The sequence below is a fragment of the Melioribacteraceae bacterium genome, from assembly GCA_019638015.1.
Taxonomy (GTDB): Bacteria; Bacteroidota; Ignavibacteria; order Ignavibacteriales; family Melioribacteraceae; genus JAHBUP01.
This window is the reverse complement of the sequence record JAHBUP010000001.1, coordinates 3222213-3248115: the sequence shown is the minus strand read 5'-3', so window position 1 is coordinate 3248115 and position 25903 is coordinate 3222213. Positions and strand designations below refer to the sequence as shown.

The 25903-nt window shown below is 34.9% G+C and carries 23 protein-coding genes; 13 read left to right on the top strand and 10 right to left on the bottom strand.

Translation table 11 applies throughout. The features are described from left to right. Nucleotides 1–2 precede the first annotated feature (2 nt). Complete coding sequence (locus KF816_13835) at nt 3–470, bottom strand: hypothetical protein (protein ID MBX3009095.1); 468 nt, start codon at nt 468–470, stop codon at nt 3–5. Next, nucleotides 463–1581 carry a hypothetical protein gene (locus tag KF816_13830; GenBank protein MBX3009094.1) on the bottom strand — a complete coding sequence of 373 codons (1119 nt, stop codon included), beginning with the start codon at nt 1579–1581 and terminating at the stop codon, nt 463–465. The genes KF816_13835 and KF816_13830 overlap by 8 nt, the downstream gene beginning before the upstream one ends. 12 nt (nt 1582–1593) lie before the next feature. On the opposite strand from KF816_13830, the gene galE reads away from it, so the two are divergent. The 3 genes from galE to KF816_13815 are packed head-to-tail and all read left to right on the top strand — an operon-like array spanning nt 1594 to nt 4524. Next, nucleotides 1594–2613, top strand: a complete 1020-nt coding sequence (galE, locus tag KF816_13825) for a UDP-glucose 4-epimerase GalE (GenBank protein ID MBX3009093.1) — start codon at nt 1594–1596, stop codon at nt 2611–2613. A gap of 10 nt (nt 2614–2623) precedes the next feature. Further along, nucleotides 2624–3190, top strand: coding sequence for a dTDP-4-dehydrorhamnose 3,5-epimerase (gene rfbC, locus KF816_13820; GenBank protein ID MBX3009092.1), 567 nt, complete (start codon nt 2624–2626; stop codon nt 3188–3190). Between the two features lie 2 nt (nt 3191–3192). Then, on the top strand, nt 3193–4524 hold the full coding sequence (locus KF816_13815) for a UDP-glucose/GDP-mannose dehydrogenase family protein (GenBank protein MBX3009091.1): 1332 nt from the start codon (nt 3193–3195) through the stop codon (nt 4522–4524). Nucleotides 4525–4569: 45 nt separating this feature from the next. Here KF816_13815 and bshA read toward each other — a convergent pair whose 3' ends face one another. Further along, nucleotides 4570–5697 (bottom strand): N-acetyl-alpha-D-glucosaminyl L-malate synthase BshA, encoded by a 1128-nt coding sequence (gene bshA, locus KF816_13810; GenBank protein ID MBX3009090.1) that lies wholly within the window; start codon nt 5695–5697, stop codon nt 4570–4572. An 82-nt stretch (nt 5698–5779) separates the two neighbouring features. On the opposite strand from bshA, the gene KF816_13805 reads away from it, so the two are divergent. From KF816_13805 to KF816_13775, 7 genes are all read left to right on the top strand, one after another. Then, nucleotides 5780–6625, top strand: coding sequence for a carbohydrate kinase family protein (locus KF816_13805; protein MBX3009089.1), 846 nt, complete (start codon nt 5780–5782; stop codon nt 6623–6625). A gap of 8 nt (nt 6626–6633) precedes the next feature. Then, nucleotides 6634–7548, top strand: coding sequence for a dTDP-4-dehydrorhamnose reductase (gene rfbD / locus KF816_13800; GenBank protein MBX3009088.1), 915 nt, complete (start codon nt 6634–6636; stop codon nt 7546–7548). Between the two features lie 114 nt (nt 7549–7662). Beyond that, nucleotides 7663–8028, top strand: a complete 366-nt coding sequence (locus KF816_13795) for an H-type lectin domain-containing protein (protein ID MBX3009087.1) — start codon at nt 7663–7665, stop codon at nt 8026–8028. Between the two features lie 233 nt (nt 8029–8261). Next, entirely contained in the window at nt 8262–9641 is a 1380-nt protein-coding gene (gene mgtE, locus KF816_13790; GenBank protein ID MBX3009086.1) for a magnesium transporter, read from the top strand. A 16-nt stretch (nt 9642–9657) separates the two neighbouring features. Beyond that, nucleotides 9658–10362, top strand: coding sequence for a hypothetical protein (locus tag KF816_13785; protein MBX3009085.1), 705 nt, complete (start codon nt 9658–9660; stop codon nt 10360–10362). A gap of 1 nt (nt 10363) precedes the next feature. Continuing rightward, entirely contained in the window at nt 10364–10723 is a 360-nt protein-coding gene (locus tag KF816_13780; protein ID MBX3009084.1) for a hypothetical protein, read from the top strand. A gap of 46 nt (nt 10724–10769) precedes the next feature. Then, nucleotides 10770–12407, top strand: coding sequence for a sodium/sugar symporter (locus KF816_13775; protein MBX3009083.1), 1638 nt, complete (start codon nt 10770–10772; stop codon nt 12405–12407). A 99-nt stretch (nt 12408–12506) separates the two neighbouring features. Here the strand turns inward: KF816_13775 and KF816_13770 are convergent, their stop codons facing one another. From KF816_13770 to KF816_13760, 3 genes are read right to left on the bottom strand one after another with little or no spacing between them, the layout of a single operon-like run. Next, entirely contained in the window at nt 12507–13754 is a 1248-nt protein-coding gene (locus KF816_13770) for a serine hydrolase (protein ID MBX3009082.1), read from the bottom strand. Between the two features lie 8 nt (nt 13755–13762). Further along, a complete protein-coding gene (gene murQ, locus KF816_13765) occupies nt 13763–14686 on the bottom strand; it encodes an N-acetylmuramic acid 6-phosphate etherase (GenBank protein MBX3009081.1) in 924 nt (307 codons plus the stop codon). Nucleotides 14687–14705: 19 nt separating this feature from the next. After that, the gene (locus tag KF816_13760; protein MBX3009080.1) at nt 14706–15314 is read right to left on the bottom strand and encodes a GNAT family N-acetyltransferase; all 609 of its coding nucleotides are present in this window, start codon (nt 15312–15314) and stop codon (nt 14706–14708) included. A 265-nt stretch (nt 15315–15579) separates the two neighbouring features. Here KF816_13760 and KF816_13755 point away from each other — a divergent pair, with 265 nt between their 5' ends. From KF816_13755 to KF816_13745, 3 genes are all read left to right on the top strand, one after another. Continuing rightward, nucleotides 15580–16497 (top strand): PD40 domain-containing protein, encoded by a 918-nt coding sequence (locus tag KF816_13755; GenBank protein ID MBX3009079.1) that lies wholly within the window; start codon nt 15580–15582, stop codon nt 16495–16497. A gap of 7 nt (nt 16498–16504) precedes the next feature. Continuing rightward, nucleotides 16505–18910, top strand: coding sequence for an Ig-like domain-containing protein (locus KF816_13750; GenBank protein ID MBX3009078.1), 2406 nt, complete (start codon nt 16505–16507; stop codon nt 18908–18910). An 88-nt stretch (nt 18911–18998) separates the two neighbouring features. Beyond that, nucleotides 18999–21332, top strand: coding sequence for a glucosamine-6-phosphate deaminase (locus KF816_13745; GenBank protein MBX3009077.1), 2334 nt, complete (start codon nt 18999–19001; stop codon nt 21330–21332). 104 nt (nt 21333–21436) lie between these two features. Here KF816_13745 and KF816_13740 read toward each other — a convergent pair whose 3' ends face one another. From KF816_13740 to KF816_13725, 4 genes are read right to left on the bottom strand one after another with little or no spacing between them, the layout of a single operon-like run. Further along, on the bottom strand, nt 21437–22006 hold the full coding sequence (locus KF816_13740; protein MBX3009076.1) for a hypothetical protein: 570 nt from the start codon (nt 22004–22006) through the stop codon (nt 21437–21439). 14 nt (nt 22007–22020) lie between these two features. After that, nucleotides 22021–23166, bottom strand: coding sequence for a dipeptide epimerase (locus KF816_13735; protein MBX3009075.1), 1146 nt, complete (start codon nt 23164–23166; stop codon nt 22021–22023). Beyond that, nucleotides 23166–24359 carry a C40 family peptidase gene (locus tag KF816_13730; protein MBX3009074.1) on the bottom strand — a complete coding sequence of 398 codons (1194 nt, stop codon included), beginning with the start codon at nt 24357–24359 and terminating at the stop codon, nt 23166–23168. Before KF816_13730 ends, KF816_13735 begins: the two co-directional genes overlap by 1 nt. Before the next feature lie 29 nt (nt 24360–24388). Then, nucleotides 24389–25903, bottom strand: coding sequence for an MFS transporter (locus KF816_13725; protein MBX3009073.1), 1515 nt, complete (start codon nt 25901–25903; stop codon nt 24389–24391).

Sequence of the window (25903 nt, the reverse complement as noted above, 5' to 3'; positions counted from 1 at the left end):
GGCTAAAGGGAATATTCAAACAAAGAAAACTTTCCATCCAAATCATAATTTTCAACAAACTTTTCCAATATGGAGGTCCGGACTATAAATACCAATTTTGCGTTTATCTGATCTCTTTCCTGAAGAATTTTTGATACAACCGGCTCTAGTCCTTTACCTTCTAACTCGAGAGGCCCAACTTCATCAATAATTAACCACTCCAATTCTTTTGATAAGCAATCCATTAAAACAATTTGTGCCCACTCAAATGTATGTGTATCAAAATTATATTTACCGATCTTGGTCCCCTCAGACGAAAGATTAATTTCTAAATTCTTCAAAGTTCTGCTCGATATATCATATATAAATCGTTTTCCCTCAACAACCGGCTGAAAAATCCCGCCAACATTATTTCTCGTCGCAGCCCATTTCATTAGAGATGTGGTTTTCCCACTTTCAATTTCTCCACTTAAAATAAAAATCTTACACATTAAATTGATCCTCGGTTAAAAGTAAAAATAGGAATGAATCCCTAAGAAAATATCTCACGCGTCTCAATCCCCTCATGCTCTCATTTCTCTTCCACGCATAAGTAACAACTGATTTGAAGTAGGGAAATAGTGAGGTGATATTTAAGATATCCTTTGCATTCTCAAATCTTTTTTTTTGCACATACTTATTAAAGTACTTCACAAGAATTGGTGAGATAAATAGAAACCATGCCAAAGTGATTATTATTGACCGGATAATCATAAGGAGTAGTTCAGCCACATCAACATTTGTTGAAGAAGGTGCAAGGTAAGAAATTGAACCAATAGTAATTAATAATAGAAAAACCACAACTCCCGATTTTCTCTTCCACCATATTTTCTTTTTCCTCTCTTTATCCTCTCGAATAATATAACTATCACATGTTGATCTTAGATCCTCCAATATTAGCGGATCAATTTTAGTAGCAAGCCACTTATCACTTTTAGCGGCTAATATTCCGGAATAAATTCCAGCAATCACATGAATTAAACTATATGCTATGATTATAATTAAACTTGCGCTTATATTTCCTACTTCTTGAATAAAAGGAGTTTGAGAAGTAACGAATGATGCAAAACTGTCGATCGCTTCCCAAAATAACATACCAAAAAGTATTGTTGTTAAAATTATTTTTTGAAGAGCCGAAAAGAGCAGTGAAAATAATCCAAGCAAAACCATTGTAATATTTTTCTTTCCAAACAGAGAAAAGAATGTAAATCCTAATATTCCTTGTAATGTAACTGCAAAATATGCAGCCAGAGGAGATACCGGAGCCACGAGTGCTTTTACAACTATCACGGTAAGAGTCGAACGGATAATCTGTGAGTATGATTGTGAATTTAATCCAATCAAACTAATGAATAGAACTGAAGCCGATCCAATAAAAAGTCCTGTAAATGGAAAACTTAGCGCGTGCAGCATTCCACCCAATACCGCCTCGCTGAATGCCCATACTGCGGTAATTTTCTGAATGTCTAGATGTTTCTTATTACTCAACTTAATATCATCCAATAGCATTTGAAAAATAAATACTTGTTTTGTTTGTCGGTAGAAAACATAATAAATTTTCATGGAATACTTTTAATTAAATATATTGCATATATAATTAGAAAAAATTCAGAGGTAGAATTGAAAGTTTTAGTAACAGGTGGGGCGGGTTATATTGGTTCTCATTTTGTAAGATATTTAATAGAAAACAAACATGAAGTAATTGTACTCGATAATCTATCTCGCGGGCATATAAAGTCGGTAAATGAAAAGGCAATTTTTGAGCAAGCAGACTTAATAGATAAAGAATCATTAAACAAAGTTATAAGGCAGCATTTGCCGGAGGCCATTGTTCACTTTGCGGCATTTGCTTATGTGGGGGAATCAGTTGAGAAGCCAGACTTGTATTATGAAAATAATGTTGTGGGAAGTTTTAATTTAATAAATGCAGCAGTGAATAATGGAATTAAAAACTTTGTCTTTTCTTCAACTTGCTCCCTTTACGGAAATCCAGAAAGAGTCCCGATCGCTGAGGATCAAATTCCGAATCCAATTAATCCCTACGCAAATACAAAATTTATTATTGAAAAAATGCTGTCAGATTATGAAGAGACTTATAAAATGAGATTTGTTGCGTTGAGGTACTTTAATGCCGCCGGGGCTCATCCTACAGTGGAACTTGGTGAAAGCCATGATCCTGAACCACATCTTATACCAATTGTACTTAATACTGCACTCGGCTTACGAGAAAAAGTTTTAGTTTTTGGGGATGATTATGATACCCCGGATGGAACATGTATTCGTGATTATATTCATGTGGTAGATTTGGCGGATGCTCATTTAAGAGCTCTAGAATATCTCGAAAAGGGAAATTCTTCCACTGTTTTCAATCTTGGAACCGGAGAGGGAAATTCGGTTCTTGAAATTATTATGAAGTCGAAAGAAATAACTAATAAAAATATACCATTCGAAATTGTTAATAGAAGAACAGGAGATCCGGCGAGATTAGTTGCTGATAATAAAAAAGCGGCAGATATTCTTGGTTGGAGACCTAAGTATAATATAGATGAGATAATAACAACCGCCTGGAATTGGCACTCAAATAAAAAATATTAGTGGGAAAAATTTGAATCTAATTAAAACTAATCTTGAAGGGGTAATACTGATCGAACCCGATGTATTTTACGATCAACGTGGATTTTTCTTTGAATCATATAATCAAAAAAAATATAATGAGTTGGGGATTAACGCGAAATTTGTGCAAGATAATATTTCCAAATCTTCCAAGGGAACAATAAGAGGATTACATTACCAGATCGGTGAAAGTGCACAAGGTAAATTATGCAGCGTAATAATTGGAAAAGTACTGGATGTTGCTGTTGATATTCGAGTTGGCTCTCTAACTTTTGGTAAATATTATGCGGTTGAATTGGATGGCGAACGAAAGAACCAACTTTGGATTCCACCTGGATTCGCACACGGATTTTCAGTATTAAGTGAGGAAGTTATATTTTCCTATAAATGCACAAATTTATACGATAAATCTGCCGAGCGAGCAATTAGATTTGATGACTCTGAAATAAATATTAATTGGAAAGTTGAAAATCCAATTATTTCCGAAAAGGATTTAAATGCTCCCTTTCTCAGTCAATTAACGAGAAATGATCTTTTCACTTATAATAAGGAATTATAAAAATGAATTTATCAGTAATCGGTTCGGGATATGTTGGATTAGTAAGCGGAACCTGCTTTGCTGAAATGGGCAATAATGTAATATGCGTAGATAATGATCCCGAAAAATTGAAAATGTTGAAAGATGCCGAAGTGCCTATTTATGAGCCTGGATTGGAAATTTTATTTTTAAGAAATATTGCAAAGAAGAGAATCTCCTTTACAGATGATTTAAAGAAAGCTGTACAAGAAAGTGATGTAATATTTCTATGTCTGCCTACTCCCCAGGGTGAAGATGGAAGCGCAGATTTGAAATATGTATTTAAAGTAGCGGAAGATATTTCTAAAATTCTCGTCGATCAAAAAGATCATCCATTTAAAATTATTGTAAATAAGAGCACTGTTCCCGTTGGTACTTCAAGAATGGTTACAGAAATAATATCGAAAAATGGAATCACCAATTTTGAAGTTGTTTCTAATCCGGAGTTTTTGAGAGAGGGATTTGCGGTTGAAGATTTTATGAAACCGGATAGAGTTGTAATTGGAGCAAAAACTGAACGGGCACTAAGTATAATGCGTTCTATTTATGAACCATTTGTGCGTCAGGGAAATCCTATTTTTGAAATGGATCCTGAGAGTTCAGAAGTTACAAAGTATGCGGCAAACTCATATTTAGCAACAAGAATTACATTTATGAATGAGCTTGCAAATTTTTGTGAGGTCGTTGGGGCAAATGTTGATAATGTTAGAAAGGGAATGGGCTCCGATTCGCGGATAGGAAAAAGATTTTTATTCCCCGGAATCGGCTACGGCGGTTCTTGTTTTCCCAAGGATGTAAATGCTCTCTATAAAACTTCATCCGAACATAACTCCCCCTTTCAAATATTGAAGCTGGTGGATGAACTAAACCAAAAACAGAAATTAATTTTGGTTAAAAAAATACTAAAACACTTCAATAATGATGTAAAAGGAAAGCATTTCATGATTTGGGGATTAGCTTTCAAACCAAATACCGATGATATGCGTGAAGCCCCCTCGATTTATATTATTAGAGAGCTTACAAAATTAGGAGCAAAAGTTACCGCTTACGATCCTGCCGCATCTGAGAACGCCAAATTTTATTTGGGTGATTCACTTGAATATGCCGCAGATCAGTATTCAACAATGAGTAATAAAGATGCTCTCTTAATTTTAACTGAATGGAATGAATTTAGAAATCCTGATTTTGATTTAATAAAGAAGAAATTAAAAAGTCCGGTAATCTTTGATGGAAGAAATGTTTTTGACACAAAAAAGATCGAAGAATTAGGATTTACTTATTATAGTATTGGAAGAACCCCGGTAAATATAAAGTGAGATAATACAACTTAGATTGTAAAAAATTCTCAATTATAACGTTTATTATGAATTCAGCACTTTTTCGTAATACTGAAGATATTTAGGTAATATTAAATTTTTATCGAAAGAGTTAACCGCTCTTGCTCGAGAATTTGTAGCAAACGAACTATACTTTTTCTTATTGGTAAATAATTCTACCGCGTACTTTGCCATTCTATCCACATCACCAATCTCTGCGATATAGCCTGTTTCATTATGTACTACTAATTCAGGTAATCCGCCGACCGATGTACTAATTACCGGAATGCCGCACGCCATTGCTTCGAGTGCGGAGAGTCCAAAACTTTCAGATTGTGATGGCATTAAAAATATATCGGACGAACTGAGAATCTCAGAAATTACATCCTGCTTTCCTAAAAATATTACATCTTTATGAATTCCCAATTCCCGTGCTAATCTCTCACATTCGGAACGGTCGGGACCATCGCCAATTAAAATTAATTTTGCTGGAATCTCCTGCTGAACTTTTGCCAATATTCTAATTGTATCTGGCACTCTCTTGACTGGTCGAAAATTGGAAGTATGAACGAGAATCTTTTCCCCATTTGGAGCAATATGATTTCTTAAATCTTCATTGGGAATCGGAGAAAATTTGTCAATGTCGATAAAATTATAAATAACTTCAATTTCCTTCTCAATATTATAGTTGGTTAGAGTTTTTTCCTTTAAAAATCTTGAAACGGCAGTAACACCATCACTTTCTTCAATGCTGAATTTTACAATAGGCATAAATGAAGGTTCTAGGCCAACTAAAGTGATATCCGTTCCATGTAGAGTGGTAACAAACTTTAAATCCTTTTTCGATTTCCTTAAAACTTGTCGCGCTAAATAGGCGCTCACAGCATGAGGAATTGCATAGTGAACATGCATCAGATCTAAATTTTCATATTCAACCACCTCTAACATCTTACTTGTTAAAGATAAACCATATAATGAATGCTCAAATAATGGATAATTGCTCATTTCTACTTCATGAAAAAAAACATTTTCAACAAATCGATTTAAACGCTGGGGAATAGCATAACTAATAAAATGAACCTGATGCCCTTGCGAAGCCAATGCTAATCCGAGTTCGGTTGCAACAACGCCGCTTCCGCCATATGTAGGATAACAAGTAATTCCTATTTTCATTTATATTAAAACCTATTTTTATAGTTTTAAAATAAAACAAACATTAAATTCACTACATTCAAAATACATCATTTTTAGCGTAATGAAAATTTTAGCGATTGGACATTCCATACTTGACCATATTGAGGGACATGCAGAAATAATTAAACCGGGGGGATTGTATTATACTTCACTAGGATTATGCGCCCTAAAAAGACCGGATGATCGGGTCTATCTTTTAACGGGAATTAATGATAGTCACAAATCCCTTTTTGAAAATGCATATAGTAATTGTGATTTAACTTATTGTAATTGTTTGGATGATTTACCAGAAGTATATCTAAGATTAGATGATTTAGCTGAAAGAAAAGAGATTTATAAAAATATATCTCAGCCGTTGAATATTGATTCGATCGAAGATTGGAATGTTTTTGATGGAATTCTAATTAATATGATAACAGGATTTGATATTTCGATTGAACAATTAAAATATATAAGGAGTAACTTCTCTAAATTAATCTATTTCGATGTTCACACTCTGGCACGGGGACTAGACGTAAATGGAAACAGAGAATTTCGACTTATTCCTAAAATTGAAAAATGGCTTAATTGTATTGATATTTTGCAGTGTAATGAAAATGAAATTCAATGCATTTACCAAGGTGAAGAAATCGATACAGCAAGAAAAATTTTAGATTTAGGCGTTAAATTATTGATAACCACCAAAGGAAATAAAGGAGCAACTATTTATTGGGACAGAAATAACATCAAAAAATTGCATCATGATGCTATTAAAGTTGAACAAAAAAACAGTATTGGGTGCGGCGATATTTTTGGGGCTACTTTCTTTTATTCCTATATTTTAGGTGATGATATTTCTACCGCGTTGAATAAGTCGATAAATACCGCGGCAAATGTTGTTAATAATAATTTTTTTGTAAACGGGTAAATTCGATAATGCTAACTGGCGACCTAATTAAAAAAAGAATTTTGATAATCGGTTCAAATGGAATGCTTGGACAACGATTAACTGAATTTTATTCTACTCAAAAGAATGTTGAGCTTTTATCTGCTTCAGCTGAGGATTATTCATTAATTGAGGGGGTACAATATCAAAAATTAGATATAACTAATAAAAATGACGTTCGGGGATTAATTTTATCATTTTTCCCTGATGTAATTATAAACACAGCCGCATTCACAAATGTTGACAAAGCGGAATCGGAAAGAGAAACTGCATGGAAGATAAATGTAAATGGTGTGGAAAATATTTCATTCTATGCATGGACAATTGACGCGTATTTGATCCATTTTTCAACCGATTATATCTTTGATGGAAAAAATGGTCCTTATAGTGAAGAAGATATTCCTAATCCAATTGGATATTACGGTCGTACAAAATTAGCGGCAGAAAACTCAGTGAGGGTGAGTGGTGTTAGGAATTCGATAGTGAGAACTAATATTTTATATGGACCGGCTAAATATGGCAGACCCGATTATGTAAAATGGGTTATTAGCAGTTTGCGGGATCAACATACAATCAGAATTGTGACTGATCAGATCGGAAATCCAACTTATATTGACGACATTGTGTACGCTACAAACACCCTAGCTGATCTCAAAAAAGAGGGAATAATAAATATTGGCGGAGCGGAGATAATTTCAAGGTTTGATTTTACCTTAAGAATTGCTGACTATTTTAATCTAAATAAAGATTTAATAAAACCAATTGTTACTTCTGAATTAAAACAACCAGCGGCAAGACCATTAAAATCCGGTTTAAAAATAAAGAAAGCTGTGGCTGAAATATTTTATAGTCCACACTCAATTGAAGAAACTTTTAATTTAATGAAGAAAGAATTAAATCTTTAGTTTATATTTGTTCTGGTTTTTTAATTGACAAATAGATTAATAATTTAGAAATTAATCTTAAGAACGAACTGAATTGTCGTCCCAATACATCACAAACAAACAGATGGAGGAATAATGAGAAAAATATCAATGATTTTTGCTTTATTAGTATTTGTGTCCGCATTTACATACGGGCAAGTTCAGGTTCAGAGCGGAACCTTCTTTTATTCAAAAGATCAGAACGGTACAAGCTATACCTTGCACTCAAATCAAGGTAAGAGAATGGTTGAATATGAAATTACATTTCCAAAACCATTCGATAAGAAACCAAAAGTAGTATTAATGCCTGCATTAATTGATGCTGAAAAATCAACCCAGGTTAGATATAACTTAAAAGCATCCGGTGTGTCTAGAGATGGGTTTGTACTTTTAGCAGAAGTTTGGGGAGATACTCAATTTAATTCTATTGGCGGTTTCTGGCTCGCTCATACTGAAGAATAACAAATTACGATGCCTCACTTTTTATAAGTGGGGCGTCTTTTCTAACCCACCATACCCTGCATAATTCCACAAATTAAAATCAATACTATTATTGTCAAATTTATATCCGTAAATTGAACAAAAGGTTGTTAATTTTTTAATCGAGTCTTTTTTATTAGGCATATCTGTTTTAGATTGCAACACCGAATTATGTAATTGTGTATCCTTTCATCTCCTCAAGACAGGAGGCAAGAATGTTATCACAGCTTGTCAAACCAGAAATACTAGATTTAGTTAAAACCAGAGATTTTGTCGAACTCAAAGAAATTTTGATCGACTGGGATCCGGTTGATATTGCTGATCTCATCACCTCAATTGAAGAAAATGAAGAAGCGATAATTTTTCGTCTACTTCCAAAAGATCTTGCCGCAGATGTTTTTGAATACCTTGAAGTTGAAACACAGCTCTCATTAATTCATTCGCTGAGCAAAGAGGAAGTTGCATCTGTACTTAATGAAATGGCGGATGATGACAGAACCGCTCTTTTTGAGGAGATGCCTCCCAATGTAGTAAGGCAGATGTTAAATTACCTTACTCCTGAACAGAGAAAAATCTCACAGCAATTGTTGGGATATCCTGAATATTCTATCGGCCGTTTGATGACTCCCGATTATATTGCTGTTAAAGAAGATTGGACAGTTCAGCAAACATTAGATTACATCCGCGCCAATGGCCAAAATAAAGAAACTTTAAATGTTGTTTATGTTACCGATTCCAAAGGTGTTTTGAAAGATGATATAAAAATTAGAGAATTTCTTCTTTCACCACTCAATGCTAGAGTAAGTGATTTAATGGATCTCAATTATTCTTTTCTAAATGTAAATGACGATCAAGAAACTGCAGTTCAGGTATTTCAGAAATATGATAGAACCGCACTTCCCGTAGTTGATAATAGTAATATTCTCGTTGGTATTGTTACGGTTGATGACGTTCTTGATATTGCAGAAGAAGAAGCCACTGAAGATATACACAAATTAGGTGCTGTTGGTGTACTCGAGGATACTTATGCTTCCACAAATCTTTTTGGAATGGTCAAAAAAAGAATAGGCTGGTTAAGTATTTTATTTTTAGGACAAATGTTAACAGCTACCGCAATGGATTTTTTTGAAACTGAAATACAAAAAGCTCTAGTATTAGTGGCATTTATTCCTCTTATCATTTCGAGCGGTGGAAATTCCGGCTCGCAAGCATCTACGTTAATAATCCGAGCCCTCGCCCTTGGCGAAATAACACTTAAAGAATGGTTTTTTGTTTTCAGAAGAGAAGTGGTTGTTGGTTTTATACTCGGTTTAATACTAGCAGTAATTGGTTTTTTAAGAATATCTATTTGGCAATATGCTTTTCAAGATTATGGTATGTATTGGGCATTCGTTGGTTTTACAGTTAGTATTGCCCTAGTTGGTGTAGTAGTTTGGGGGAGTTTAATGGGTGCGATGCTTCCCTTTTTATTAAAGAAAATGGGATTTGATCCGGCAACATCTTCGGCTCCCTTTGTCGCAACATTAGTGGATGTTACCGGATTAATTATTTACTTTTCAATTGCGGCGGTTCTTTTGAAAGGTACTCTTTTGTAGATTTAAAGGTGAGATATTGAATTCAGGAATAGACACATATTTAGTATTTATAAAAATTAAATCATATCTGGTAAGTTTGCTTGATGACTCTTCCAGTGGAGCTGATTCGCTTCAATTAACCGAAGAATTTTTAGATAGGAAATACCCCGGGCAAAAAGAATATATAATGGAGATTCTGGTTTCGAATGATATAATAAGTGATGAGCAAATTGCATTCGATGAAAATATTCTTTCTAAATTTAAAGATATTGCCAACGCAGATAATAATTCAGTTTCCCTTGAAGAGATACTTAAAAATTTTAATATAGAATCCATTGAAAAAACTCTCTCAGAGAAATCAATCCAGACTTTTAAACAAGCCCGTGAACAGAAGACTAAAGAAATAATCACTATTCTATTTCAACTTGCACGTATTTGGAGCTATAAAATTGAGCTCGAAAATGAGATTGATGATTATTCACTACTTGAAGAGGAAGAATTAATTCGTCCAGATGAGGAGTTCAAGCTTGATAAACTTGACGACGATACGAATGTTTCTTTTGGACTCATTTCTAAATTAACAAATATTTATCTCGAACAATTAGTGAGTTACTTTTTTGATTTTGGGGGGAATGTCTCGCTCGCTAATTTTATAAATAATCTAGAGACATTCAAAAAACTAGTTCACAAAAAATATACTGAATTATTTCAACAATACGGATTAAACCAAAAAGAGAAATAAAATGAAAAGAATCTTCCTATTATTAATCGTTATTGCCCTTATGAACGGCTGCTCTATTTTTCAAAAGGATTCATTCGAAGGAGCATGGGAAATGAATTTATCCGGTTCCATCGATGAAAAAGTAGAGTTTAGTATTTCACCCCAAAACACATTTGATGTAAAAAAAGTGATCCCTTACGGCTCGGTTAATTATGAAGTAAACTTTAAGGGCACGGTTTCGAAAGATGGAGTAATTGTGGGAGATATTTTTGCCGATGGAGGTCACATTGGCACACTCCAAGGAACAGTTAATTACGAAACGGGTTCTGGTAAATGGAATGCCAGCATGCTGAGTGGCGTTTGGAATGCTGTAAAAAAATAAAATTGTTTCTATCTCTAACTTCTTTAATAAAAATGAAGGAGAATTTATGAGCTTTTCGTTCATTGATTATGCTGTATTCATCACCTATATAGTATTTATTGTATTTCTCGGTTTATGGGTTTCAAGAAGCAAGAAAGGGCATCAAAAAGATTCTCAAGATTATTTTCTCGCTGGAAAATCACTTCCCTGGTGGGCAATTGGCTCGTCACTAATTGCGGCAAATATCTCAGCCGAACAGTTTATTGGCATGTCGGGTTCTGGTTTTGCTATTGGATTGGCAATTGCTTCCTATGAATGGATGGCCGCTATCACTCTTATTATTGTCGGAAAATTTTTCCTACCAATATTTATTGAAAAAGGACTTTACACAATTCCTCAATTTGTTGAGCAGCGCTTTAGTACAAATCTGAAAACAATACTAGCTGTATTTTGGGTTGCGCTATTTATATTCGTCAATCTTACATCAGTTTTATTTCTTGGCGGTAAGGCGATAGACACAATTATTGGAACCGGTGACGGCAGTTTAATTTTTTACGCGATATTAGGTTTGGCATTTATTGCCGCCGCTTATTCGTTATACGGTGGTTTATCAGCAGTGGCATGGACCGACGCTGTGCAAGTTGCATTGTTGATTATTGGTGGATTAATTACTTCAGTACTCGCACTTTCGGCTGTTACTCCCGAAGGTGGAATCATTAATGGGATTTCGCATGTGTTTGAGAAAGCTCCCGAAAAATTTCATATGATTCTTTCAAGAGATAATCCTGAATTTTTTAATCTCCCGGGTATTGCGGTTCTAATTGGCGGAATGTGGGTCGCAAATTTATATTACTGGGGTTTCAATCAATATATAATTCAACGAACTCTTGCCGCCAAATCAATAAAAGAAGCACAAAAGGGAATTGCTTTTGCCGCGGGATTAAAGCTAATTATTCCTTTAATAGTAGTAATTCCTGGAATAGTTGCTTATGTAATGTTCACTCAACCTGATGGTACAGCAATAATACCGGGGGTTTCAGAAGCATTCTTAAAAGCAGATGGTAGTGTTAATTTTGATAAAGCATATCCTTGGTTAATCAGTAAATTTATTCCGGCCGGTCTGCAAGGGTTGGTCCTTGCCGCATTAACAGCCGCGATAGTCTCATCTTTAGCCTCAATGTTAAATTCTACTTCCACAATTTTTACGATGGATATTTACAGACCATACATAAATAAAAACGCATCAGAAAAGAAATTAGTAAATGTAGGCAGAATTACCGCATCTGCAGCTTTAGTTATTGCGATTGCACTCGCTCCAATTATGGGAAATATTCCTCAGATGTTTCAGTACATACAAGAATATACAGGACTTGTAAGCCCGGGAATTCTTGCAATCTTTTTGATGGGATTATTCTGGAAAAAAACCACAAATAAAGCCGCTATAATTGGCGCCCTCTCTTCAATAGTGGTTGCACTTGTTTTAAAAGCTACAATTGTAAATTTACCCTGGATGGATCAGATGTTCTACACTATGCTAATTACTATGGTAATTATGGTTGGTGTAAGTTTAACAACTTCAGAGGTTGATGATGATCCAAAAGGACTTGTACTTACAGCAAAATTGTTTAGAACAGATTCTTCATTTAACATAAGCGCGTATGCTATTCTGATTATATTAGTTCTACTATATACAATTTTCTGGTAGGCAAGATTTGGCTTAAGCTATTTTAATTAAATAAAGATTTGATTTTAAAACCTCGGTGACTTAACGAGATATTATTAGTCCTGAGGTTTTTTATTTGTGCTAATTATAGTTGTAATTAAATTTGAACTTTGAGAGATTAGGCGGAAATTTTCTAACTCTTTCTAATTCGTAATTGTAAATAATTTTACCGAGTTCAGCAAAGAAAGGTAATCCTATTTCATCGTATTCGTAAATCCCATCATTGTAAATTTTATTTTTATTTACATGAATTACGGATGATAGCATAAACTCAATTTTTCTTTCGAAATCGACAACGTAGGCGATATCGGTTAGGTAGCCGTATGCCAATCCAACTTTATTGAAAATCCTTATACTCTCGGGCATTGGAGCTTTTGAGTTTCCAAACATGTAATATTTAACATAACTATCATAATAAGATGTATCGTAGCTGGGATACTTACTTTCTTTGGGTAACATTGACATATATTTATATAAAAAATTATAATCGTCATCTGTTAAATTGAATCGCCTCTCGCGAGTAATTGATTCCGGAAAGATTACCGCTTTTAAAATTTCATGCAAAGATTCAAGCGAGATGTAGTTGCGTGCAGAAAAATCGAAAGGTTTATATACAATTTCATCAGCTGAATTTAAGTATCCTATACCTTTTGATAATCCATCGAGTTCAATATTGTAAGTATTTGTGTTCCGCGCCTCTTCTTGTCTATAGATCACTCTATCATTCTCATAAAAAGTGAAAGGATTTGTAATTCTATTATCCTCGGAAGTTAAGCCGCCTTGAAACCGGTGAAGGATTTTTACATCACTATAACCTTTATTATGAAGATTCTCATTTATGGCCGATTGTCCTAAAAACTCATATAGCCGATTATATGCGTCATTATCACTTACCAAAAAAACTTTCTTAATGTAATGAGCGATTGATGGGAGCCCCGATTCAGAAGATGAATCAACAGTTACCGCTTTTTGTCTTTCACTCGCGCTATCAACTTTTAAGGGAGTATATTTATTCAGTCCAACTATGTTTAGGTTATTTAATTTTTCCAACGACAGAATTGCCGCCGGCAGCTTTACCGTGCTGGCGGGGTAGAAGTAGTTGCGGGGATTTACTCTATATTTATGAGTAGTGAAAGCGGGAAAGTTATTTTCATCTCTATCTATCTGCGTATAAATAATTTGTACTTCGAATGTGTCAATATTTTTTAAAACATTCTCAAATTGTTTCTGATTCTCAAAAAGTAATTTCTCAATTAAATTGTTTTGAGAATAAAGGACTCCCGAAGTGAATACAGTAAAAAGAAAAAGTGAAAATATTATATTCTTCATGTATAGTTTTAATTATCCAAAATTGCTTTTCTTACAAAGCCATCTGCTCTTTGAAGCCGCAGCTGCGCTTCTTCATAATTAACATTAGCAAGAATCATAACCAATGCTGTTTTTACATGACCCTTCGATTTTATCAAATAATCCTCTGCGCTCTCATAATCAACGCCGGTAATTGTCATAATAATTTTTTTTGATCGTTCTACCAGTTTTTTATTCGTCATCTGCAGATCAATCATCATATTCTCATAAACTTTTCCCATTCTAACCATCGAAGCTGTAGTGAGCATATTTAAAACTAATTTTTGAGCCGTTCCACTTTTCATTCTTGTTGAACCCATAATAACCTCGGGACCCACATCAACACAAATTGCCACATCAACATTATCAATATTAAAAGTAGAGCGGGGAGTGCAAGTAACATACAATGTTTTTGCGCCCAGTTCATGCGCCTTCTTTATGGCTCCAATTACATAAGGAGTTCGGCGGCTCGCGGCGATACCACAGACTACATCTTTATCTGTCACCTCAGCTTTTACCACATCACCGGCTCCATTCTCTTCAAAATCCTCGGCTCCTTCTTGCGCGCGAAACATAGCTTCTTTTCCGCCGGCAATATATCCTTCAATTAATCCAAATGGCGTTCCGAAAGTCGGGGGACATTCAGAGGCGTCAACAACTCCCAATCTTCCACTTGTGCCTGCTCCAAAATAAAGAAGACGACCTCCATTCTTTAATGCATGAACTATATGTTCAACAGCTTTTTCAATATATGGCAGTTCATTTTCAACCGCCAATGGAATTGTCTTATCTTCATTATTTATGATCTTTAAAATACCGGCAATGCTTTCATTATCGATATTCATCGAATTTTTATTTCTTTGTTCTGTAGCTAGAGCGCTTATTTCATCAAACAGTTTTTTACTTTTTGTCATTTTTAGTTTCCGAATCAGATTATTTTCCTCTTGTTAATTGCATTCCATACGCTATTGAATATTCAAATTCTTTAATAATATTAAATCCAACTTTTTCATAGAATAATTGAGCATTCTTATTTTTTTTGCCAACTTCCAAATGAAGCGCTTTTACTCCCAGCTCAATTAACTTCTCAGCAAAAATATGAATTAATTTCTTACCTAATCCATGCCCTTGTCCCTCAGGTAAAATATCGATATGGAGATGAGCCGGGTAATCCAAAAGTTCAGCTTTAGGAGGATGACCTTTATGAATCAACCTAATAATTCTTGCGTCGGCACTACTATCACTCTCCTTGGGGAATGGATATTTTTCCCTTAACGGAGGAAACCACTTCTGCTCGGTGGTTTGGTAAAATTGCGTAGAATCTGAAGTGCCAACGATGTACCCAATTGGAATATTATTATTTGTAATAATAAAAGCCAGCTCAGGATGAAATATAACATAGGGGGCAACATAAATATGCCCAAGTAAAAGTGGATCAGTGTAAATACCGGAGGCATCTTTTCCACTATCGCCGGTTCTCAGACAAATTTCATATAACTTTGCGTAATCAGATTTCTGATAGGGTCTAATTGAGAAATTCATATTGAAGACTTTTTATATTATAAATATTACTGTTAATTGAATCATAAGAAAATTATCAATTTCCACTGATTTATAACCACCCGATTGTGTAGTTGCATTTTTTTAACAGAAATATAGATTAAACATGCTAAAAATCTGCTTTACTTGGACTTGGTTAAATAGTTACCTTGCATCAAGTTTGTGACAAATGAATTGAATTTGAGCTTTGAAAACAATATGATTTGATTGTTAGGAATAATTATAATTGAATTTATTAGGAGTGAAAATGAGAAAAGTAATCTTGATTTTATTTTTGATGACGATGCCGGTAATTTCTCAAAAAGTTACAGTAATAAAGAACAATCCGGTTACAAATTTAACCGAAGGAAAATTTTACTATCCACAAGTTAACCCGGATGGAAAGAGCATTATTTTCTCATCAGAGAATAGAAAAGGGCTTTGGCTCAAAAATATAAATGACGGGAATACTCTACTAATCACGGATGCATTGGGAGCAGGATACGAACCCGGTTTTTCCTCGAACAATGAATTGATTTTTAGACATGACAGATTTAATAATGGAAGAAGAATCTCCTCGCTAGTTTCATACAATATTATTTCAAGAAGATCCTCATATATAGAAAACGGTATTCGCGATTTAAGGATTTGTAAAAATGAGAATGGACTGGTTTTCAGTTTTCTAAAGGATTCCAATTTACCGGTTGTGGTAAATAAAAACGTTCTTCAAAAAAGTAATTATTCATTAATAACTGCCTATGCTCAAAACAATAGTCTAATTGTAACGGATGGAAGAGTTAAAAAAACAATTCAGCCATTTGGAGTCGGGCATTATTTATGGCCCTCAATTTCTCCAAATAGAAATTTGCTACTTTTTACTTTTGCCGGAAAAGGTGCATACATCACTGACTTGAATGGCGCAATAATTAAAAAATTAGGATATGCAAATTATCCCTCATTTTCTCCCGATGGAAATTGGGTTTTGTTTATGAAAGATATTGATGATGGTGTGGAAGTGATATCCTCAAACATACATATCGTTAATATTAAGAGCGGTAAATATTTTAATTTGACGGTGGATCAAGATCATATTGCAATGTACCCAAGATGGGGAATTACTCCCTCGGAGATTTATTACAATACTTACGATGGTGAAATAAGAAAAATTGAACTTAAGATTGAATAAAAAAAATATGAAAAAACAATTTATATATGCCTCCTTAATCGTTACACTTTTTTTGGGAACCACAATATTCTCACAGTCTCTTTCTGGACTCAAAATTTGCATTAATCCCGGGCATGGCGGTTATGATTCAAACGATAGGCAAATCCCGCTTGGGAATAATATCTATTTCTGGGAATCGGAGGGGAATCTGGCAAAGGGACTTCACTTGAGAGATATTCTCGAATCACTAGGCGCTACTGTTATAATGTCGAGAACTCAAAACAGAACAGAGGATGATCTTGGTCTTTCACAGATTGCCGAGATCGCTAATTCGAATAATGTGGATTATTTTCACTCAATACACAGCAACGCATTTAACGCGGCGAGCAATTATACATTAATACTTTTTCATGGATATGATAATGCTCCAACCTACCCTCAATCAAAAGTAATGGGGGCGATACTTGCAAATAAAATTAGATCGGTTAATAGAACAACAGCCGAACATAATCGAGGAGATTTTAATTTTTATGGTAATACATCGGGGCTTGGAGTTTTAAGACCATTGGCTCTGCCGGGCACTTTATCCGAAGGCTCATTTCACGATTACACACCGGAAACATGGCGGCTTAAAAATAATAGTTACTTAAAGCATGAAGCGTGGGCAATCGCGAGATCATTTTTACAATATTTTAACGCGGGTGAATTCCAGCATGGAATTGTCGCCGGAATTTTAAGAGACGAATTGGAAAAAGTACCGACTAGCTATAACCCAATAGGGAACGACATTTATAAACCGCTAAATACAATTAAAGTTAAACTGGAACCGGGAAATAAAATTTATACCGGTGATAGTTTTAACAATGGTTACTTCTTCTTTGATGAAGTTCTTCCCGGTAACTATAGTTTGATTTATGAAGTTGAAAAAATGAAACCCGATACCATTCCAATTACAGTCTCAGCTAATACTTCAAGTTTTTTTGATAAGCTGATGGTGCTAAATCCAATTCTTGATCCTCCCTCAGTTCTGAGTTACTCACCTGCAGATAGTATTAATGAAGTAAGTAACATTTCAAAAATAATTATTGATTTTGACATTCGGATGAATCCGACTGAAACGCAAAAAGCGTTAACTATTACTCCCGAAGTTGCCGGTGGATTTATCTGGGAAAATGATTTCAAGCGGATGATCTTCTCTCCAACAAAAAGCTATACTCCAGGGACAAAATATACTGTTAAATTAAATTCGCAGGCAAAAACTCATTTTGGCATTTATCTCCCTCAAGAAAAATCATTTTCATTTACAACACGTTCGAAACTAAAATTAATATCAACCTATCCCAGTTCCGGAGCTGAGAATATAAGCTCAACAGTGCTAATTAGAATTCAATTTGATAAGGGCATTGATGGACTAACTTTAAGCGGTAAAATTGCCTTTATGGATAGTGGTGGTAATTCAGTTTCATTATCCGTTAATCAAGCAAAATACGCGAGTGGAATAATTGAGTTTGAGCCAAGAGCGGCGCTCGTAAATAATTCTACTTATAAAGTGATTGTTAGAGAGGGAATTGGTGATGTTGAGAATGTAAAATATTTGCAAACCGATACAATTAAATTTACTGTGGAGAGCAATACTACTTTTACCGGACAAATTTTGGAGGGTTTTGAAACTGATAATATTTGGAGCTCACCATTATTATCGCCAAATACAAAAGGTGTCGTGAGTAGTAAAACTAATTTTGTACTATTGAGTCAGAAAAAAATTAGCGGGAGTAATTCGGGCCGACTCGAGTATGCGTTCTCGGGTAAGGATGGCAATGTGGAATTGGGTTTGCAGAACCCGATTACAATCGGTGAAACCTCTACCGGTGAATTTGGTATTTGGGTGTTTGGTGATGACAGCAAAAATTTACTTCAGTATAGATTTGGAAGAGGAAACTCTGCTGAGGAGTTGGTTTTTGTTGATACAATAAATTGGACCGGCTGGAGAATGAAAAAAATATTATTGAATTCAATACCGGGAATTGGAATAGTTCGAATAAAAAGTATAAATATTTCCCAAACTGAAAATGGCAGTTTGGAAGGAAGATTATTCTTTGATGACTGTCTTACAAATATTGTTACCGGCATTGAATATGTGGAGACAATTCCTGATGAATACCGACTGGAGCAGAATTATCCAAATCCATTTAATCCCTCAACAAATATTAGATATACAATTCCTTCTTCGGGATTACAGGGCGGCTCAGTTCGTGTTATTCTCAAAGTATTTGATTTGCTCGGCGCTGAAGTCGCAACATTGGTTGATGAGGATAAATCACCCGGCAATTACCAATATGAGTTTATTGCGAAAAATTTAGCAAGCGGTATTTATATTTATAGAATACATGCCGGTAAATTTTTGATGAGTAAAAAGTTCATGCTTCTGAAATAAATGGGTTGTTAATAAATTAAAAATATAAATATAGAGAGTTAAATAAATGGCTAAGTCAGTAGTAAAAAAAGGCAAAGATAAAAATGTGATGTTTCCTACCTCGAATGTTGAGAAGCACTATCTCGAGCTTTCCGGTAAAGAGTACATTTATAAACCGGTTGAGAAAATTCCAATCATACAGGTTGAGAGTTTTCCTGAATTGGGAAAATTGACAGCTCTCAGATTTATTGAGTGGGTATTAGAAAATCCTGATGGTGTTATTTCACTTCCTACTGGTAAAACTCCCGAACACTTTATTAAGTGGGTTGCTAAAATTATTAAAGAGTGGGACTCCAAACCAATTCAAACAATGCTTAATGAAGTAGGAATAAAAGAATCAAAAAGACCTACATTGGAGAATCTCAGATTTGTTCAGATTGATGAATTTTATCCAATAGATAGCGGGCAGCATAACAGTTTTTATTACTACATCCAAAATTTCTATTTCCGTTTTTGGGGATTAAATAAGAGCAATGCGTTATTAATGAACATTAATGAAATACCAACTGCCGAAAATTTATCACTTAATGAAATTTTTCCCGATCAGAAAGTTGACCTTTCATTGCGGACCAGATGGGCGAGTTCAAGATTGGAAAGATTGCAGAAGGAAACCATTGAATTGGTGGATGAGTACTGCTCCAATTATGAAAGACAAATTAGAGCGATGGGGGGAATCGGATTCTTCCTTGGCGGCATTGGTCCCGATGGACATATTGGTTTTAATGTTCAGGGTAGCGATCATTTTTCTACTACCCGATTAATTAATACTAATTATGAAACTCAGGCCGCGGCGGCAACAGATCTCGGCGGAATTGAAGTAGCCCGCAATAGATTAGTAATAACTATCGGACTTGAAACAATTACATATAATCCGAATGCCACAGCAATAATTATTGCAGCTGGTGAGGCAAAAGCAAATATTGTTAGAGATTCTATTCAAAATTCTATTTCTAATAAATATCCAGCTACCGCATTGCAAAAGTTAGATAACTCCCGTTTTTATTTAACTAATGGAGCCGCACTGAGATTAAGTGAGAGGAGATATGTTGAAGTTGAAGGGGAAGCGAAAGTATCTCAACAATCAGTTGAGCGCGCTGTAATTAATCTTGTAGTTGATAAATCAAAGACTCTCACAAATCTCACAAAAGATGATTTTAAAGAGAGTAAGATTGCCAGTTTGGTTCTAGCAAAAACTGGAAAAGGAAATAGTGAGGTTACAGCTGAGATAGGGAAAAATATTATTCATCGTTTGGACAAGGGAATGCAGGTAATTGAAAATGAAACCATTTTGCATACCGCGCCTCATCATGATGATATTGAATTGGCATATCTACCTTACATTACTCATTTAGTGCGTACACCTAAAAACAGACATCACTTTTCTTATATGACTAGCGGATTTACAGCTGTTACAAACTCTTTTATGCTCAACTTGATGGAAAATTTATTGAGCTTTCTAAATACCGGTCTTTTAAACAAAAAATTTAAGGAACATTATTTTGATAGGGGAAATGTTGACGGTAAGAATAGAGACGTGATGCATTATCTCGATGGAGTTGCCGGGCATTCCCGCACTTTGCAGAATGAAGGTTTAGCAAGAAGATTGCTCCGTAATATTATGGAAGTTTATGAAGAGGAAAATTTAGTTTATCTTAAAGACAGAGTGGGCGAATTAATCAATTATTTTAGAACTCAATATCCAGGTAAAAAAGATATTGCTCATGTTCAAAAACTTAAAGGTATGCAGAGAGAATTTGAAAGTGAGATATTCTGGGGATACTATGGTTTTAGTGTTGAAGATGTATCGCATCTTCGCTTAGGTTTTTATCAAGGGGATATTTTTACCGAGATACCGGAAATGGGAAGAGATGTAATGCCGATTTTTGAGCAGATGAAAAAGATAGAGCCGACAATTGTTACAGTAGCATTCGACCCTGAAGGAAGCGGTCCCGATACTCATTATAAAGTAATGCAGGCAATCTCAGAAGCTCTCCAACTTTATGAAAAACATTCGGGTAATTCGAATATTAAAGTATGGGGTTATAGAAATGTTTGGTACCGTTTCCATCCTGCTGAAGCAAATATTTATGTGCCGGTAAGCTTAAATTCATTTGCGATATTAGAAAACCAATTCCTTAAAAGTTTCGGTTCACAGAAGGGGGCAAGTTTCCCAAGCTGGGAATATGATGGGCCGTTCAATAGACTTGTACAACGCACTCAAGTTGAACAGTACAATGTAATCAGAGAATGTTTAGGTAAGGATTTCTTTTTAAAGCATCCCCATCCAAGAGTAAGAGCCGCAAAAGGGATGTTGTTCTTGAGAGAATTAACCCTCGAGGAGTTCTATAAACATACAAGAGAGTTGAAGAAGGTTACTGAATAAGGATTAGTTATTACTTAAGTATATAGGCTATCGTCGAATTAATACAGTTAAATAAATTACTTCGTGATAGCCTTTTATATTTTAATATTTCCCCATGGATGTACTTATAACACACGAATGTTTTCACGTTTGTTTTTCTCCAAATCCCACTTCAATGGATTTTGCTCAATGTATTTTCTTATGTTAAACAATTCAGTCTCGTTACGAATAATTCTATCATAAAAACGCGTTTGCCATGAAAAGGATGAATAACCGATTTCATGAATACGTTTTGTTACAGCAGACTTAAAACCACGAACAATATCACTCAAACAATTTTTTACTGTTCGTAAAGACGCGTCGCACGCGTCTAAGTTATTAAAAATATTATTCTGGAGACGCACTCGGTGCGTCTCTACCTCTGGCCCATTAATTATTAAAATCCCATGAATATGATTAGGCATAATTACATAATAATCCAATTCCACGTTCTCTCTTAGCTGCTTTGTTTTCAACCATTCTTTTTCTACAATTATCCCTAATTCATTCAAGACCATTTTCCCAGCTACAATTTTGCCAAAATATTCTAAATGGTCTTTAGAATTTATTGTTACATAATACCAAGCGGGAGATGAATAATCCCAATCTTTGAGTCTTGCTGACTCAATCCTAAATTTGTTTTTGAATCGCCCCATTTCCGAAATTATATTTAATGTGCTATCATTTTTGAGATGCCAATTCCCGGTTCATCGTTTAATGTTACTTTACCATCTATTATTTTAATACCTTCAAATGGATCATTGCTGATAAGTAAGTTTCCATCAATATCAGCCCATTCAGCTTCCGGCGATAATTGAGACACAGCAGATATTGCGCATGATGTTTCGGTCATACAACCAAGCATAACTTTCATGTTGAGAGATTTGGCGAGTGTAATCATTTTATGGGCTTCTCTTAATCCGGTACATTTCATAAGCTTAATATTTATTCCCGAATAAACTCCATAAGCTTTTATTACATCGGGGATTCTTTGCACCGATTCATCACCAAAGGTTGGGAGAGGACTCTTTTCAGTAAGCCAGGCATTTTCATCAATCATTTCTTTAGGCATTGGCTGTTCCACCATTTTTACGTTTCTTTCATTCAGCCAGTTAATCATATCGAGAGCTAAATATTTATCCTTCCACCCCTGGTTAACATCAACCACAATTGGTTTATCGGTAACAGAACGGATTGTCTCAATCATTTCCTTATCTGTTTCACGTCCAAGTTTCACTTTCAAGATTTTATATTCTTCTGCTTCTTTTACTTTTTGCTTTACAACTTCATTGGTATCAATCCCAATTGTAAATGATGTGTAGGGAGTTTTTAATTTATCGAGTCCCCAGATTTTATGCCACGGCTTACCTAAAATTTTACCTGTTAAATCATGAAGAGCGATATCAACCGCGGCTTTGGCGGCTGGATTTAAAGCATCAACTTTATCAAGATAATCAAGAATTGATTCCATCTCGAATGGATCGTTAAATTGAGAAAGGTCAACCTTCGCCAAAAATTTTGATACGGATTCGTGCGATTCACCTAAGTATGGGGGCATTGAAGCTTCACCATAACCTACAAGTCCGTCATACTCAATTTGAGTTAATACAACGGGAGTAGTAGTTCTTGAACTGGTAGCCAATGTAAATACATGTTTTAAGTTGAGTGTGTAAGGTTTGAAAGTTAGTTTCATTTTAGAATTCTTTTTATTGATATAAAAACTTTTTGCGAAATTATTTGAGCTGATCCCGCTTGTCAATAAAGCTCCGCTAATCAATCCTGAGTTGATTAAAAAATTTCTTCGGTTCCCTTTCATTAAAGTTCTCCGTTATAATATTTATTTTTGAGTAGTGAAGTTACCCCGGCGTTATCAACAGATCCAAGTATTCTTTTGGCTCGAATAAATCCATTCAACCTGTAATTGCTGAAATTATCGGAATTTTTATCAAAAGAATTTATCTTAACTCTACCTGCCGCATGAATAAACTCATAGTTCCCAATATAAATTGCAACATGGGTTACTCTTTCCTTTTTTACTTCAGTTGCACGACTACCAAAAAAAAGCAGATCACCCGCAATTAAATTATCAAATCCGTTTTCAGTATCAATTAGAATACCGGTATTAACCTGTTGGGATGCGTCTCGTGCGAGCACTATCCCATTTAAGTAATAAACGGTTTTGGTAAATCCGCTGCAGTCCATTCCTTTCGCTGAAGTACCACCCCATAAATAGGGAATTCCCATAAACTTTTTCGCGGATGCAATAATGTCTGAGCCGCTTGGTTTAGTCTCTGATAGCCAATCATTATAATTTTTACAATATTCTTTTTCGATGAACGCAATTCGATCATCAGGATATTTAACTTTAATAAAATTATTTTCTTCGCCAAGTTTAACAAGTATGTTTCCTGCGGTTAAATCAGAAACCCGATCTGAAGCATTATCGGCTGATGAATATGAAAATCCATATTCTTTCAAGTAAATAATCTTTTGAGAATTAACCCATTCGGAGTATTGCAATTTAGAAATAGGCGTAATACCAGCATCATCAACCCATGAAATATACTCATCAGGTGTTTGTACAAGAAAGAAGCCTGAATCTTTCTTCAAAATTTTGACCGGCGTTCCCAATAATGCTTGAGTTGATAATTCTTCGGGATGATCCGGCTGAGTTCTGATATTAGCAACTGATAAATTTACTAGACCGTAAATCTTATCTTCTAAATCGGCAGTTGGAAGCAAAGCAATATTATCAACGTATTCAATCTGAAGTGAATTGATTAAAGTAGTTAGTTTTTCCTTTGCCGAAACCAAATTTGTCTCCCCGCTAAAAATAACTTTCCCGGAATCGGTCTTTGCTTCAATCTGAAAGATAGCTACTCTCTTATCTGGAGCAAACTCATTTTTTACATCATCGATTATTTTGTTTACAGAATTCATTTTATCTTCCTGAGCCATTACTGGAATGCAAAGTAAAAAGAATAAAAAAAACATTACAATTTTAATCATGGCAGTCTCAATAACTAGTTAGAAAAAAATTATGCTTCTTGCTTCTTGCCAAAACCGGGCTCAATTTTAATTAGTGCCGCAACTATAAAACCGGGAATTGTTGAAATCATTACCCACAAGAAAAAGTTTGAATAACCAATTTGTTCTTGTAACGCGCCGCTGAACATTCCCGGCAGCATCATTCCAAGCGCCATAATACCGGTGCAAATCGCAAAGTGGGCAGTTTGATGATCTCCTTTTGAAATCATTATCATGTACATCATATAAGCTGTAAATCCAAATCCATAACCAAATTGCTCAAACGACACAGCTACATATATAAGGGCTAAATTAGTTGGTTGGAATTGAGATAGATAGACATAGGCAAGATCAGGTAAGTGAATCATCATAACCATTGGCCAAAGCCAAAACTTTAACCCCTGCTTTGAAATTAAATAGCCGCCAATTAATCCTCCGGCAGTTAATGCAATAATTCCAACTGTACCATAAACTATCCCAACTTCAGAGGTTGAAAGTCCCAGTCCTCCTTTTGTTATTGGATCGAGTAGAAAAGGCTGAACAAGCTTAACCAATTGCGCTTCAGCGAAACGGAATAATAAAAGGAAACCAATAATACTCCATATATCTTTTTTCTGCATGAAGATGACAAATGCTTTTAAAAATTCTATAAATGGAAGAAGTACCTCGCTTTTATTTTGTGATTTCTCAAACCTATCCACAAAAGTAGCAACGTAAGTTCTGAAGAGTGCAACGACAACTATCACTAAGGTTATAGTTGTTACTATTGTATTCCAGGGAGAAATCATTCCTGTTAATGAAAGAAGAAAGTTAATTGCTATGAAGGCTAAGTAGATTACCGCGGAGAAAAGAATAAAGCCCCCGAATAAAATCGCAATTTGTGAACCGCTAATTTTTTTGCCACCTAAAGTACCTTTATCATTTACAGAGTAGGGAAGCATAAATTTATGATATAAAAAGAATATGAAAAACATTACACCGGTTATTATAAAGACAGTAGTCCATGCTCCTTTAAATCCCATTGATGGAGCCAGTTGCCCTGCAATGACAACTAGTACACCAGACCCTACGATTGTAGCAACTCGATAAAATGTTGAACGTACTCCAACAAATGCAGATTGCTGTTGCTGTTCAAGGTTAATTAAATACAAACCATCGGCGGCAATATCATGCGTTGCAGAAGCAAAGGCCATAATTGCAAATACAATAAGTGTAAAACTCCAATACATAGAACTTGTTAAACTGAGAGCAATCCCAAATAATGAAGCACTCACAACTAGCTGCATAGTAACTGTCCAAAATCTTTTTGTTTTGAACATGTCAATAAAGGGTCCCCATAAAAATTTTAGAAACCAGGGGAAGTAGAGCAGACTGGTAAAGAAGGCAATATCGGCGTTAGAAACACCTAAGTTTTTATACATCATTACAGAAACAGACATAACCATTACATATGGAATTGCTTCGGTAAAATATAATGAGGGTATCCATGCCCAAGGATTTCTCTTAACGTGTTTTTGGTCTGACAT

Coding starts and splice junctions, on each gene's coding strand:
- mgtE (MBX3009086.1), top strand. CDS start 8,262: ATGTTATCACAGCTTGTCAAACCAGAAATACTAGATTTAGTTAAAACC.
- KF816_13815 (MBX3009091.1), top strand. CDS start 3,193: ATGAATTTATCAGTAATCGGTTCGGGATATGTTGGATTAGTAAGCGGA.
- KF816_13830 (MBX3009094.1), bottom strand. CDS start 1,581: ATGAAAATTTATTATGTTTTCTACCGACAAACAAAACAAGTATTTATT.
- KF816_13760 (MBX3009080.1), bottom strand. CDS start 15,314: ATGAATTTCTCAATTAGACCCTATCAGAAATCTGATTACGCAAAGTTA.
- KF816_13730 (MBX3009074.1), bottom strand. CDS start 24,359: ATGATTAAAATTGTAATGTTTTTTTTATTCTTTTTACTTTGCATTCCA.
- KF816_13725 (MBX3009073.1), bottom strand. CDS start 25,903: ATGTCAGACCAAAAACACGTTAAGAGAAATCCTTGGGCATGGATACCC.
- rfbD (MBX3009088.1), top strand. CDS start 6,634: ATGCTAACTGGCGACCTAATTAAAAAAAGAATTTTGATAATCGGTTCA.
- KF816_13735 (MBX3009075.1), bottom strand. CDS start 23,166: ATGAAAGGGAACCGAAGAAATTTTTTAATCAACTCAGGATTGATTAGC.
- KF816_13780 (MBX3009084.1), top strand. CDS start 10,364: ATGAAAAGAATCTTCCTATTATTAATCGTTATTGCCCTTATGAACGGC.
- KF816_13805 (MBX3009089.1), top strand. CDS start 5,780: ATGAAAATTTTAGCGATTGGACATTCCATACTTGACCATATTGAGGGA.
- murQ (MBX3009081.1), bottom strand. CDS start 14,686: ATGACAAAAAGTAAAAAACTGTTTGATGAAATAAGCGCTCTAGCTACA.
- KF816_13750 (MBX3009078.1), top strand. CDS start 16,505: ATGAAAAAACAATTTATATATGCCTCCTTAATCGTTACACTTTTTTTG.
- KF816_13775 (MBX3009083.1), top strand. CDS start 10,770: ATGAGCTTTTCGTTCATTGATTATGCTGTATTCATCACCTATATAGTA.
- KF816_13755 (MBX3009079.1), top strand. CDS start 15,580: ATGAGAAAAGTAATCTTGATTTTATTTTTGATGACGATGCCGGTAATT.
- KF816_13770 (MBX3009082.1), bottom strand. CDS start 13,754: ATGAAGAATATAATATTTTCACTTTTTCTTTTTACTGTATTCACTTCG.
- bshA (MBX3009090.1), bottom strand. CDS start 5,697: ATGAAAATAGGAATTACTTGTTATCCTACATATGGCGGAAGCGGCGTT.
- KF816_13795 (MBX3009087.1), top strand. CDS start 7,663: ATGAGAAAAATATCAATGATTTTTGCTTTATTAGTATTTGTGTCCGCA.
- KF816_13740 (MBX3009076.1), bottom strand. CDS start 22,006: ATGGGGCGATTCAAAAACAAATTTAGGATTGAGTCAGCAAGACTCAAA.
- KF816_13835 (MBX3009095.1), bottom strand. CDS start 470: ATGTGTAAGATTTTTATTTTAAGTGGAGAAATTGAAAGTGGGAAAACC.
- KF816_13745 (MBX3009077.1), top strand. CDS start 18,999: ATGTTTCCTACCTCGAATGTTGAGAAGCACTATCTCGAGCTTTCCGGT.